We start from the raw sequence: 12,735 nt of genomic DNA, 5'->3' as shown, positions 1-12,735 counted from the left end.
CGATTCAAACGCTCTGCCATCCCGATACATGCGCCGGCGCCTCGATGGCGCAGGCCGGATCGGCCACCGGCGCCAGCCGGGTTTGCGCCAACGGCAGCACGCCCGCCCACGCCGGCCAGGACAGGTCTTCTTCGTCGTCTTTCGGGCCGCCGCTGCGCACCTTGCAGGCCGCTTCGTCGAGCGCGATGCGCATCACGGTTGTTGCCGCGTATTCCTTGTCCGAGCCTGGCCGCACTTCGGCCTGGCGGCCAGGCAGCAACTGCTCCATGAAGTCCTCCATCGCCCGGCGCCGCGCTGCCTCGTCGGCCACCACTTTGAAGCGTCCGTAGATCATCGCCGACCGGTAGTTCATCGAATGGCTGAACGCCGAACGCGCCATCACCAGGCCGTCCAGGTGGGTGATGGTCACGCAGGCATCGCTCTCCTGCAGGCGCTTGAGCATGCGGCTGCCGTTGGAACCATGGATGTACAGGTACTCGCCGTCGCGCCAGCAGGCGGTCGGGATGCAGTGCGCGCCCAGGCTGTCGGTAAAGGCGATGTGGCACAGGTAGGCGGCGTCGATGATCGCGTGCAGGGTGGCGGCGTCGTAGTGCGCGTTGGCGGCGACGCGGCGTACGCGGGTGCGCGCGCCGGGGGCGTTGGCGTGGTCGTTCATGTTCTCCATCTCAGAAAAGTGAGACACCAATATAATGCGATGCTGGCCCTGAAATAAGGTCCACAACTATCATTTTTCATGGAGCCACGATGGACCTTGCCCGGCTGCTCGCCACCTATACGCACCAGCATAGCTACCGTGCCTGGCCGCGCCAGCGCCTGCTGCACGAATGCCTGCGCGCGGCGATCCGCGACGGCACGCTGGCCGCCGGCACCCGCCTGGCCGCATCGCGCGTTCTCGCGGAGGAATTACACGTGGCCCGCAACACCGTGCTGTACGCGTACGAGCAACTGGCCAGCGAAGGCTTTGTCATCACCGACCGGCGTGGCACCGTGGTGGCGCCCCTGGCGCCGCTGGCCACGGCTGCTCCAAGCACGACCACCACCACCGGCATCTCCCAACGCGCTCGCAATCTGCGCCCGCTCTACGGCACCGCGCAGCGCATGGGCGCGTTCGTTCCCGGCGTGCCCGCGCTCGACCAGTTTCCGATGGCCTTGTGGCGGCGCCTGGTCGATCGCGCCTGGCGTGCACTCACGCCCGCGCAACTGAACTACGGCGATCCCTGCGGCGAGGCCGAACTGCGGACGGCGATTGCCGATCACCTGCGCGCCGCGCGCGGCGTGGTGTGCGATGCCGGCCAGGTGTTCATCACCGATGGCGCCCAGAGTGGACTGGACCTGTGCCTGCGCGCGCTGGCCGATGCCGGCGACACCATCTGGCTCGAGAACCCCGGCTACGGCGGTGCGCTGGCGGCCGCGCGCGGGGCCGGGCTGGCGGTCACCGGCATCGATGTCGATGACGACGGCATCGCGCCCACGGCCGACGACTGGCTGCTGCGTCCTCCGCGCCTGGTCTATACCACGCCGTCACACCAGTACCCGGTGGGCAGCGTGCTCAGTTTGCGGCGGCGGCTGGCGCTGATCGACGCGGCGCATGTGGCCGGCGCCCTGATCATCGAGGACGACTACGACAGCGAATTCCGCCACGACGGCGCGCCGCTGTCGGCCATGCAGGGCCTGGTGCCTGGCGCGCCGGTGGTGTACCTGGGCACCTTCAGCAAGACCATGTTCCCGGGCCTGCGCATCGGTTTCGTGGTGGTGCCACGGGACTTGGCGCCGGAGTTTGCCGCCATGCGCGCGCAGTCTTATGCGAGCGGGCGCGCGGCCGAGCAGCTGGCGCTGGCCGAATTCCTGCGCAGCGGCCAGTTTGCGCTGCACGTGCGGCGCATGCGGCGGCTGTACCGGCAGCGGCGCGATGCGCTGGCGGTGGCGCTGGAAAAACACTTGGGATCGGTGGCGACGGTGCACGGCGCGTCGGCCGGCATGCACTTGTCGCTGCGACTGCGCGACCAGGAGCTGGACGACGTGGCGATCAGCGCGCAGGCCCTGGCGCAAGGCGTGGTGGTAAACGCCCTGAGCCGCCATGACACGCACGGCGGCCCGGGCTGGAAGGGGCTGATGCTCGGCTACGCGCAGGTGCCGGCGGCAGAGATGGACGACCTGGTCAGGCGACTGGCGGTGGTGGTACACCTGGCGGCATACAACCGCCGCTACCGTGCGGCAAAGTGACCTCGGAAAACCGTAGCGAGCGGTTCGGTGTCGTCCCGGTTAGCGCAAGCGTACGAAGGTACGCTGAGCAACGCAGGGGCGACACCGGGCCGCGCAGTAGGTTTGCCGGGGTCACTTAAAACGCCGTATCGGCGCGCACGTACATCGAACGGCCATTGACGCCGAACGGGCAGGTTTCCCAGCAGCGCGTAAAGCCCAGTTTCGGGAAGTCGCCGCCGTTGGTCCATTCGGACGGCAACTGGTCGAACAGGTTGTTGACGCCCAGGCTCAGGAAGGTGCGCTTGCTGAAGGCGTAGCGCACCGACGTATCGACCAGCCATTTCGCATCCCACGTATGCAGGGGGCTGAAGCTTTGCGCCTGCACTTCGCCGTAGTAGTTGGCGCGGGCGTTGAGGTTCCACGCACCGTTGGTGTAATCGGCCGCCACCACGTGGTGCTTGCGCGGCTGGCCGCGTTCCAGCAGGGTCACCTGCGCCTGGTCGAACAGGGTCTCGCCGCTCAATACCGACGATGTCGAATGGCGCTTGGCCACTTCGGTCTTGTTGAAACCCAGTTGGCCCGACAGCACCAGCGCCGACGAGGCGAACTTGCTGGTGTGTTCGGCCACGATGTCGAGGCCACGGGTGCGGGTATCGACCGCGTTGGTGAAGAACTGCGCCTGGCCCACGCCCAGCGGGCGCAGCACGTTGGCGATAGGGCCGCCGTTCGCTTCCGGTGCGATCTCGCTCGAGAACACGATGCGGTCACGGATCTTGATCTGGTACGCGTCCACCGTCAGCGACATGTTCGCTGCCGGCCGCAGTACCAGGCCCACGCTTGCGTTGCGCGAAGTCTCTTCCTTGAGCGGGGCGATGCCGAAGGCTTGCGTGACGGCGCTGCCCTGGCGCGCGGTCAGCGTTTCGGTCAGCACGCCGTTATTCAGGTTGGTCGAGACGGAGCTGTAGAACTCCTGCTGCACGCTCGGTGCGCGGAAGCCGGAGGAGATGCTGCCGCGTACGCCCACGGTCTTGGTCGGATCCCAGCGGGCGCTGAGTTTACCGGTGACGGTGTTGCCGAAGTCCGAGTATTTCTCATAGCGCACGGCGCCGGCCAGGGTCACGTTGTCCACCGGCTTGTGCTCGACGTCGAGGAACAGCGCGATGTTGTGGCGGCCGTCATCGACAGCGGTGGCCGGGGTGTAGCCGGGGAAGCCCTGGATGCCCGAGGCGGCGGTGTTGCCGTTCTGGCCCACGATGCGGATGGCCGGGTTGTTGGTGCGGCCGTACTGGTACGAGACCGGGTCGCCCGCGACGATCTGGTAGTTGTCGCGGCGGTATTCGAAGCCGGTGGCCACGAACAGGCTGGCGTCGCCCAGTTTGACCGGACCCTTGATGTCGGCGTTGAAGGTGGTCTGGTTGAATTTCAAGGTGCCGGTATCGGCCTCGCGCGGCGATTCGGCGTAGATGCCGCCGCCCGGTTTCGGTTCGTACCAGTAGCTGGTGTTGATGCTGTCCGATTCGTGGAACGCCAGTTCGCTGGCGCCGTGGTTGATGCTGATGTCGGCCTTCCAGTCATTGGCCAGGTCGCGCCGGTAGCCGAAGGCGAACGAGGCGTCCTTGATGTCGGTGTGGATGGCGGGCAGGAAGCCGTTCGGCGACACCGCCGGTACGGTGCGGTCGTCGCCGGCCGAGCGGAAGAAGCCGAACGAGTCGCCCTTGCGCTTGGAGACGCCGCCGAAGGCGTAGAACTCGCTGTCCTTGTCGATCGGCAGCGCGGCATTCCACCAGAAGTACAGGTCGCGGGTGTTGCTGTCGCCGATATGTTGCGTGACGCGCGGCGGGTTCACGCGCAGCGAATCGACGCCGGCGCGGTTGGTTTCGCCGCGCTTGCGCGCTTCGACGGTCAGGTTCAGGTAGCCGCCGTCCTGGCCCAGCGCCACGCCGGTGTTGGCGCTGGCCGAATACAGGTCGCCGTCGCCTTCCGAGGTGGTGCCGTAGGTGCCGCTCACCGACGTCTCCTTGACCTGCGACTTGAGCACGATGTTGATCACGCCGGCAATCGCGTCCGAGCCGTACTGGGCGGCAGCGCCGTCGCGCAGCACCTCGATATGGTGGATGGCTGCCAGCGGAATGGCGTTGATGTCGGTGCCGGCCGAGCCGCGTCCCACGCTTTGCTGGACGTTGACCAGCGCCTGCTGGTGGCGGCGCTTGCCGTTGACCAGGACCAGTACCTGGTCCGGTCCCAGCGAACGCAGGGTGGCGGGGCGGATGCTGTCGGTGCCGTCGCTGATAAACGTGCTGGAGAAGTTGAACGACGGGTCCAGCGTCTGCAGCAGCTTGCCCAGCTCCAGCGGGCCGGCGGTCTGCATGTCTTTCAGGCTGATCAGCCCGACGGGGGACGAGGTATCGAGCGCAGTCTTGGCGACCGAGCGCGAGCCCAGTACGACCACTGTTTGTTCTTTGGCGGCCTGTTCCTCGGCGGCCGATTGCGCGCCGGACTGGCCGGCGGCCAGCAGGGCGACGGCGCCGGCAATGATGCCGGCGAGCTGGCTGCGCTTGAAGTGGGGTGCTCTTGTCATGGTCTCTTTCCAGGATTTTTTTGTGGGGAACGCCCGGTGGTACCGGTCGGTCAAAAAATACTAGTCGGAGGCAAGCCCCGCAGCAATGAGGGTTTTCAACCCTCAGGTGGGCAATGTTGCAGAATGAATACTTGGCATGCTGTCATGACGATATTGCGTGCTTTGTAACGCAATGTATCGTATGCTGGGCTGGCACCAGTCACGCACGCGGTGACTGCCGCCGCAAAGTGTGGCGCGCCTGCATCGTCGGCGAGCTACCGCTGGTCCAGCATCCAGCCCTTCAAACCGTTGACCCAGGCCTTGGCCGGCAAATTAAGTGTTTTCTTGATTTGCCCGGCGCGCTCGTACAGTACCGAAAAATCGATCACCGGCGCTTCCTTGAAAGCGATCACCACGATGTTGGCGTCGTGCACTTCAGGCAGCCACACCACGGCGTCGAACACCAGTTCCATCGCCTGCAAATTCTTGTCGTAGTTGGAAAAGTCGCCGAACACATTGGTGGTCATGATGCCGCCGTCGGCCAGGGTGTCGTAGCAGGCCTGGTAAAACTCCGGCGAGTCGAGCACCGGGCCGCGCGCCTCCTCGTCATACAGGTCCACCTGCAACACGTCCACGGTGCCGTGGTTGGCGGGGTCGAGCACAAAGTCCATGGCGTTCATTTCGCGCACGTCGAGGCGCTCGTCGTTGGACGGCAGACCGAATTGCGCCTGGCACATGGCGATCACATTGGGATTGAGCTCGGCCACGGTCACGCGCGCTTTCGGAAAGCGGCGGTAGCTGAACTTGGTCAAGGCGGCGCTGCCCAGGCCCAGTTGCACGATGTGACGCGGACTGTCGTTAAACAGCAGCCACATCATCATCATTTGCACGTACTCGAGCTCGATGTTGTCGGGCTTGGCGATGCGCATGGCGCCCTGCACCCAGGAGGTGCCCAAGTGCAGGCTGCGCACGCCCTGGTATTCGGTGATGGTGGCGGGCGGGTGGCCCGGCTGGTCGAAGCGGGTAGGAATGGAAGACATGGCCGGCATTGTACCGGCTGCCGGCAAAAAAAAAGACGCCGCAGCGTCTTTTCGGGTTTGCTGCGCGGAGGTTCAGTTCTTCTTGCGGCGACGGGCCATGAAGCCCAGCAGGCCCAGGCCGCCCAACATCATGGCGTAGGTTTCCGGTTCCGGCACGGCCAGCACATTGATGTTGCCGCCATAGGAGCCGCCGCCCGACGAGACGATGCCGCTGACGGTGAGCGTCAATGGGCCGGCACCCAGGTACACCGGTTCCAGCGTGAACACGCCAGGCTGGGTCGCCGAGGCGGTGAACGCGTTGTTGTTGAGCGAAGCCGTGATCGAACCGAGGTCGCCAAAGCCGAACAGCGAGAAGTTGATCACGCCGCCGCTGGCCCACACTGGCGTAGTAGGCGATGGGGTGAAGGTGAACACGTCGGTGAAGAAGCCCGACGCGGCATTGACCGGCGTGTGGCTGAAGCCAGCGGTCCAGTAGCTGGGATTGGTGCTGTTTTGCTCCAGCTGGATGTCGGGGGTGGCTGGACCGCCGTTATACGAACCCGCATGGGCGCTGGTGGCGATAGACCCGGCGAGCATTGCTGCCAGTGCGATGAATTTTAATTTCATTGTATGACTCCGCTTAATAAAGACCCGAGGAAGATTCAAGAAAACGCAAACTACAACGTCAACTTACGATGGGCTCAATTGCTTGTCAATTTTATATTTACTTATGTAATTTCAAACTTTAATAGCTTTTTTGTATCATCCCGGGCGCAGTGCACAAAAATTACTTTATATTAATTTCCGTTGTGCAAAATTTAAAATTTTATTGTCGAGTTTGCCAATGGCGCGTTGCGTGTAACAGACACTAAAGCATCAGGGTAACTGTCAGTCCGCCGCCTTCGCGATTACTCAGCGTAATGCGACCGCCGTGGGCTTCGATGATTTCGCGCGCCAGCGCCAGGCCCAGGCCCGTGCCGCTGCGCTTGGTCGAGTAGAACGGCACCAGCGCGTTGGTCAGCACCGTATCGCTCATGCCCGGACCGCGATCGTGGACATCGATGCGCAGCAGATTGTAGTGCCGGCGTATTTCGAGCGCCACCTGATCGGGCGCGGAGCCCGATTCGTGGGCGTTCTTGATCAGGTTGAGCAGTGCTTGTTCGAGCTGGGCCGGATCGAAGGCGCACGGCTCGGACGGCGGCGAACCGACCACGCGGAACAGGATTTGCTCGCCCAGCGCGGCCAGAAACGGCTCCCAATGCTGCATCGCAAGGCGCGGCGTGGGCAGCTTGGCAAAACGGGCATAGCCGAGGATGAAAGTCTCCAGGTGGCGCGTGCGTTCTTCGATGGTAGCGAGGATATGGGGCAGGCGTTCGGTCTGGCCGCGCCGCACCAGCTCGGCGCCGGAATGGGCCAGCGACGTCAGCGGCGCCAGCGAATTGTTCAATTCGTGGCTGATCACGCGTATCACTTTTTTCCAGGTCTGCACTTCCTGGCGCCGCAGTTCCATGGTCAGCTGGCGCAGCAGCAGCAGTTCGTGGCGGCGACCGTTGAGCTGGAAGCTGCGCCGCGCCAGGTGGTACACATCTTCTTCGTCGCCATCGGCCCCGCTGCCGGTTGCGGTGGTGGTAAACAGGCCGTCGCCGCCGCGCGCCAGCGCTTCCGACAGCGCCGGCGACACCTGCGCCAGGATGGCGTCGAGGCGCTGGCCTTCGAGCTTGCGGCCCTCGGCCAGCAACTGGCGCGCGGCGATGTTGGCATAGACCACGGCGCCGCCGTGGCCCGTGCTATCGGTGGTGCCGTTGCCAGCACCGCTGTTTATCAGCAGCATCGCCACCGGGGTGTTTTGCACCATGGTGTCGAGCAGTAATTCACGTTGCACCAGCGCCAGGCGTTGCTGGCGCAGCACGTCGCCCAGCGCGTTGTGGGCGTCCACCAGGTCGCTCAGTTCGTCGTTTTGCGGCCAGCGCAGGGAAAACGAAAAATCGCCGTCCTGGTAGCTGGTGACGGTACCGGTGAGGGCACGGAACAACGACAGCATGTGTTCGAGCTGGGCGCGGATGGTGATGATGGCCAGCGGCAGCACGCAGAGCAGGCACAGCGCCAGCACCAGCAGCGGCTGGTCGGGCAGCAGGTGGCTCAGGCCCTGGGCGATCACGATGCCGACCGTGACCAGGGTGGCGACCAGCGCGGTCCAGCGGGTGAGCAGCGAAAGTCGCATGCCTTGCGGGCGCGGGTGCAGGCCTGGCGTAGGGGACGACATCAGGGCCGCACGATGCCGAGGCGTTCCATGCGCCGGTACAGCGCCTGGCGCGACAGGCCCAGCTCGGCCGCCGCCTGCGCCACCACGCCGCCGGCGCGCGCCAGGGCCAGGCCGATGGCGTCGCGGTCCGGTTCGCGGCCGGCGTCGTCCGGTGCAGCACCTGCCGGCGGCGCGGCTGGCGCGGCCGGCAGGCCCAGGTCGCCGGCCAGGATCAGGTCGCCCCGCGCCAGCAGGCTGGCGCGCAGCATGACGTTTTTCAGCTCGCGCACATTGCCGGGCCAGCCATGGGCCAGCAGCGCAGCCTGCGCATCGGCATGCAGCTGCCTGCCAGCGCCGAGGAAGTGAACCGCCAGCGGCACGATGTCGGCCGGGCGCGCGGCCAGCGGCGGCACCTTCAATTCGATCACATTGAGGCGGTAGAACAGGTCTTCGCGAAACGTGCCGGCGCGGATCATGGCTGGCAGGTCGGCATTGGTGGCGCTGATCACGCGCACTTTCACTTGCCGTTCGCGGTTGGCGCCCAGGCGCTCGAAGCGGCCCGTTTCCAGCACGCGCAGCAGCTTCATTTGCCCGGCCAGCGGCAGGTTGCCGATCTCGTCGAGGAACAGGGAGCCGCCATCGGCGGCCTCGAACTTGCCTTCGCGCGCGCGGGTGGCGCCGGTGTAGGCGCCTGCTTCGGCGCCGAACAGTTCGGCCTCGATCAGCTCGGCGGGCAGGGCGCCGCAGTTGAGCACCACGAACGGACCGTCGCGCACGGCGGAATTGGCCTGGATGATGGCGGCAATGCCTTCCTTGCCGGCGCCGTTGGGACCGCTGATCAGCACCGGCACGTCGGCGCGCGCCACCTGGCAGGCCAGGTGGATCACGCGTTCGGTGGCCGGGTCTTGCCACACCATGCCGCGCAGGTCGTGGCCCGCTTCGAGCTCGCGGCGCTGGCGCTGCTCGGCCTGCGCGCGGCGGGCCAGGTCGCGCCGCGCCTGGCCCAGGGCGATCAGGTTGTTGACGGTGGCGATCAGGCGGGTATCGTCCCACGGCTTGGCCAGGTAGTCGGCGGCACCGGCCTTGACCAGGTCCACCGCTGCGTCCAGGTGGGTCCAGGCCGTGAGCAGGATCACCGGCAGTTCCGGGTGGCGCGCGCGGATGGCGCGAAACAGCGCCACGCCTTCCGCGCCGGACGTGGTGTCGGCAGTAAAGTTCATGTCTTGCAGCACCAGGTCCACCTGGTGCCGCGCCAGCAGGTCCAGGCCCTCTTGCGGCGAGGCGGCGCGCAGCGTGGCGATGTCGTGCAGCGAGAACAGCACGTCCAGCGCCAGGACGACGCCGGCGTTGTCATCGATAATCAGTACGGTAGGCATGCTGTAAGCATAACATTGCCTTCCCACTCCGTGGCCGGTCATGCGCTGCGGGTGGCGGTAGCCGGCGAGATGCTGGCCGCGCGCCAGGCCGGGCCGTACACGGCGGCTATGCCCAGCAGCCACAGCATGACGGCGCCGCCCGCCAGGTACACTGGTGGCAGGCGTGGCAATTCGAGCTGGCTTACCAGCAGCTGGTTCAGGCCCAGCCCCAGCAGCACGCCGGCCACCACGCCGGCGCTGGTGATCATGAAGTTCTCGGCCAGGAAGTAGCGCAGGATGTCCACGCGCCGGGCACCGAGCGCGCGGCGCACGCCGATTTGCTTGCGCCGTTGCGTAACCCACAGGCTGGCCATGCCGACGATGCCGCTGGCGGTGATCAGGAGCAGCAGCACGCTGACGGTGACCAGCATCCAGGCCATGGCGTAATCGGCGCGGTAGCGGTCCTGGCGGTGCCCTTGCAGCGTGTTGGAGCGCACGATCAGCGGCGTGGGCGACGCGGCGCGGATGGCCGCCTCGGCTTCCTTCATGACGCGATCGCGCTGGCCGGCTTCGGCGCGCAGCGTGTAATCAGCACCGAAGCCGCCCGTCAGGCGCGCCGGTGCGATCAGCGAGAACTCGCCGCGTTCACTGGTCTGCGCGGCTGGCGTTTGCAGCCGTTCCACCACGCCGATGATGCGCATGGCGTTGCGGTCGGCGCCGCTGCCCTGGTAAATGCTTTTTCCGATCACGCTGGCCGCGCCGGGAAACAGCTGGCGCGCCAGCGCTTGCGAGATGATCACCACCGCAGGCGTGTCGAAGCTGACCGTGGTGTCGATGTCGATGTAATCGGTTGCCGTGAAATCGCGGCCTTCCACCAGCTTCAGACCCCAGGTTTGCACCAGCGAATCGGCGGCCACGTAATGGGTGGTCTGCGCGACGGGCGCGGTCTGGCCTGGCGCGGTGAACAAGGAAAAGTAATTGCCGGAACGCGACAGCGGCGATTGCGTGACGGCTGCCACCGATACTACGCCCGCCACCGCGCGCAGCGTGGCCGTTTCGCGTTGTTGCAAGGCGATTTGTTCCTGGTGGCTGCCCTTGACCAGCTGCCGCACCTGCAGGCCGAACACCTGTTCTTCATGGGCTACGCCGGTGGGACGCGCCGCCACCGCCTGGCGCACTTCGATGATATAGAGCGCGTTGGCCAGGATGGCCAGGCTCAGCGCCACCTGGATCGCCACCAGCAACGGGCCGGTCTTGTTGCGCAACAGCGCGGAGAGTATCGGGTGCAATGCCATGACAGTCCTTTATTGTGATTTGAGTTGCAGGGCCGGCGTGACCTGGCAGGCGCGCCAGGTTGGCAGCAGGCCGGCCAGAATGGCGGCGGCTATGGCCAGGCAGAAGGTGCTCAGCAACATGATCCAGTCCATCTGGGCGACGACCGTCAGGGCCTTTGATTGCATGGCGATCAGCGCCAGCGCGCCGAAGGCCAGCAGCAGGCCCAGCAGGCCGCCCGCGAGGCCGATCACGGTGGACTCGATCAGGAACTGGCGGAAGATGTCGCGCCGCGAGGCGCCCAGCGCGCGGCGGATACCCACCTCGGCGGCCCGCACCGAAAACTTGGCCAGCAGCAGCCCCACCGTGTTGACCAGGCACAGCAGCAGGAAACCGAACGCCAGCCAGGCCGACAATTTATTGTCGTTGCCCACCACTTTCTGGTGCTCCAGCCATTCCTTGACGTTGTACAGCTTGTTGGGCGCATTGCGCTGCATGCGGCCCAGCTTGCGCTGCTCGGCAGCGTAGCTGTTGACGAAATCCTGTAGTGCAGCGCGGTCGGCGCCGGTTGCGGTTTCGAACCAGAAGTGCAGCCAGGTACATTCCGAATCGAGTACTGCCTGGAAGCCGGCGCCGGGATCGGTGGTGCAGCTCATGTTGCCGTTGCGCCCGATCTGGCGTTGCACGGCCGTTGACAGCGGCACGTAAAACTGGTCTTCCTCGTCGAAGGCGCCGTCGATGGCGCCGATGATGTGGTGGAAACGCGGCACCACCTTCCAGGTTTCCAGCACGCCGATGACCTGGTAGGCATTGCCGGAAAAGGTGATGCGGCGGCCAATCGGGTTGGCGTCGCCGTACAGTTTTTCGGACAATGCACGGCTGAGCACGATGACCGAGGCGCCGGCCTTGTCGTCGGCCGGGCTCCAGCCCTGGCCCACGCGAAACGGTGCATCGAACATGGCGAAAAAGTCGCTGGTGACGGCCTCACCGCGCGCGCCGAATACGCCCAGGTCCTTGCGCTCCGACTCGATCGGCGCGCCGATGCCGTACATCGCAGTGCGGCGCACGCCGGCGCTGCTGGCCAGCAGGTTGACGGCGTCGCGGTAACTCAGTTGCTCATCTTCGAGTTCCTCACCCGGCTGGTAGTTGCTCAGCGGGCCATTGTCGAAGGTGGGCGCGAACAGGCGGTCGCTCTTGGCCGGAATCGGGTCGCCCGACATCACGTGCAGGATGGTCAGCGTGGAAATACTGGCGGCTACGCCCACCGCCAGGGTGAGCACCATTAGCGCGGTCAGTGCCGGGTTGCGGCGCAGGCTGCGCAGGCCGAGCAGAAAATAATACTGGAACATGGGATCTCCTCAAGCCACGTGGCTGGTGTCATACAAGGACGGACTCTTGCGCACCAGGTCCGAGACCTGGCCGTCGATGATGTGGACGTTGCGCCGGGTGCGTTCGGCCAGTTCGGGATCGTGGGTTACCATCAGGATGGTGGTGCCCTGGGCATTGATTTCTTCGAGCAGTTCCATCACGCCGCGCGCCATTTGCGTGTCGAGGTTGCCGGTCGGTTCGTCGGCCAGCAGCAGCTTGGGCGAGCCGGCCAGTGCGCGGGCGATCGCCACCCGCTGCTGCTGGCCACCCGACAGCTCGGCCGGGTAGTGCTTCATGCGCGAGGCCAGGCCCACCTTGGCGAGCGCGTCTTCGATGCGTTCCTTTCGCTCGGCGCGGTTGAAGCCGCGATAGCGCAGCGGCACATCGACGTTATCGAACAGCGACAGGTCGGGGATCAAATTAAAACCCTGGAAGATGAAGCCGAGTTTTTCGTTGCGCAGACGCGAGCGGGCGCTGTCGTCCATGCCTTTGACGTTGACGCCGTCGAGGATGTATTCGCCGTCGGTAAATTCCTCGAGCAGGCCGGCGATGTTGAGGAAACTGGTTTTACCGGAGCCGGACGGGCCGGTGACGGTGACGAATTCGCCCTGTTCGACATTGATCTCGAAGCCGCGCAGCGCGTGGGTTTCGATCATGTGGGTGCGGTAGACTTTGCTCAGGTTATGCATGCGCAGCATGGTGGGCCTTTCGATGGATGAA

Annotated in this window: 10 protein-coding genes; 1 reads left to right on the top strand and 9 read right to left on the bottom strand. The window is 65.5% G+C overall.

Annotation, left to right across the window (positions count from 1 at the left end; translation table 11 throughout):
- Nucleotides 1-4: 4 nt before the first annotated feature.
- Complete coding sequence (locus ASF04_RS08100) at nucleotides 5-655, bottom strand: pyridoxamine 5'-phosphate oxidase family protein (protein ID WP_056139782.1); 651 nt, start codon at nucleotides 653-655, stop codon at nucleotides 5-7.
- Nucleotides 656-744: 89 nt separating this feature from the next.
- Between ASF04_RS08100 and ASF04_RS08095 the strand changes: the two genes are divergently transcribed.
- Nucleotides 745-2,223 carry a PLP-dependent aminotransferase family protein gene (locus ASF04_RS08095; RefSeq protein WP_056139779.1) on the top strand — a complete coding sequence of 493 codons (1,479 nt, stop codon included), beginning with the start codon at nucleotides 745-747 and terminating at the stop codon, nucleotides 2,221-2,223.
- Between the two features lie 115 nt (nucleotides 2,224-2,338).
- Here the strand turns inward: ASF04_RS08095 and ASF04_RS08090 are convergent, their stop codons facing one another.
- The 8 genes from ASF04_RS08090 to ASF04_RS08055 all read right to left on the bottom strand — a co-directional run bounded on the left by ASF04_RS08090 (nucleotide 2,339) and on the right by ASF04_RS08055 (nucleotide 12,713).
- Nucleotides 2,339-4,780 (bottom strand): TonB-dependent siderophore receptor, encoded by a 2,442-nt coding sequence (locus ASF04_RS08090; RefSeq protein WP_056139777.1) that lies wholly within the window; start codon nucleotides 4,778-4,780, stop codon nucleotides 2,339-2,341.
- Between the two features lie 254 nt (nucleotides 4,781-5,034).
- On the bottom strand, nucleotides 5,035-5,808 hold the full coding sequence (locus tag ASF04_RS08085; RefSeq protein WP_056139774.1) for a spermidine synthase: 774 nt from the start codon (nucleotides 5,806-5,808) through the stop codon (nucleotides 5,035-5,037).
- Between the two features lie 63 nt (nucleotides 5,809-5,871).
- Complete coding sequence (locus tag ASF04_RS08080) at nucleotides 5,872-6,405, bottom strand: FxDxF family PEP-CTERM protein (RefSeq protein ID WP_056139771.1); 534 nt, start codon at nucleotides 6,403-6,405, stop codon at nucleotides 5,872-5,874.
- A gap of 241 nt (nucleotides 6,406-6,646) precedes the next feature.
- A complete protein-coding gene (locus ASF04_RS08075) occupies nucleotides 6,647-8,041 on the bottom strand; it encodes a PAS domain-containing sensor histidine kinase (protein WP_056139768.1) in 1,395 nt (464 codons plus the stop codon).
- A complete protein-coding gene (locus ASF04_RS08070) occupies nucleotides 8,041-9,396 on the bottom strand; it encodes a sigma-54 dependent transcriptional regulator (RefSeq protein WP_056139765.1) in 1,356 nt (451 codons plus the stop codon). Before ASF04_RS08070 ends, ASF04_RS08075 begins: the two co-directional genes overlap by 1 nt.
- Before the next feature lie 38 nt (nucleotides 9,397-9,434).
- Entirely contained in the window at nucleotides 9,435-10,670 is a 1,236-nt protein-coding gene (locus ASF04_RS08065) for an ABC transporter permease (RefSeq protein WP_056139762.1), read from the bottom strand.
- Between the two features lie 9 nt (nucleotides 10,671-10,679).
- Entirely contained in the window at nucleotides 10,680-11,996 is a 1,317-nt protein-coding gene (locus ASF04_RS08060) for an ABC transporter permease (RefSeq protein WP_056139760.1), read from the bottom strand.
- Nucleotides 11,997-12,005: 9 nt separating this feature from the next.
- Entirely contained in the window at nucleotides 12,006-12,713 is a 708-nt protein-coding gene (locus ASF04_RS08055; protein ID WP_056139758.1) for an ABC transporter ATP-binding protein, read from the bottom strand.
- Nucleotides 12,714-12,735: the final 22 nt, after the last annotated feature.

It is taken from the genome of Duganella sp. Leaf61 (assembly GCF_001421905.1).
In the GTDB taxonomy this organism is placed as follows: Bacteria; Pseudomonadota; Gammaproteobacteria; order Burkholderiales; family Burkholderiaceae_D; genus Rugamonas; species Rugamonas zoogloeoides.
The sequence above is the reverse complement of the archived record's forward strand: the minus strand, read 5'-3'. Positions and strand labels throughout refer to the sequence as shown.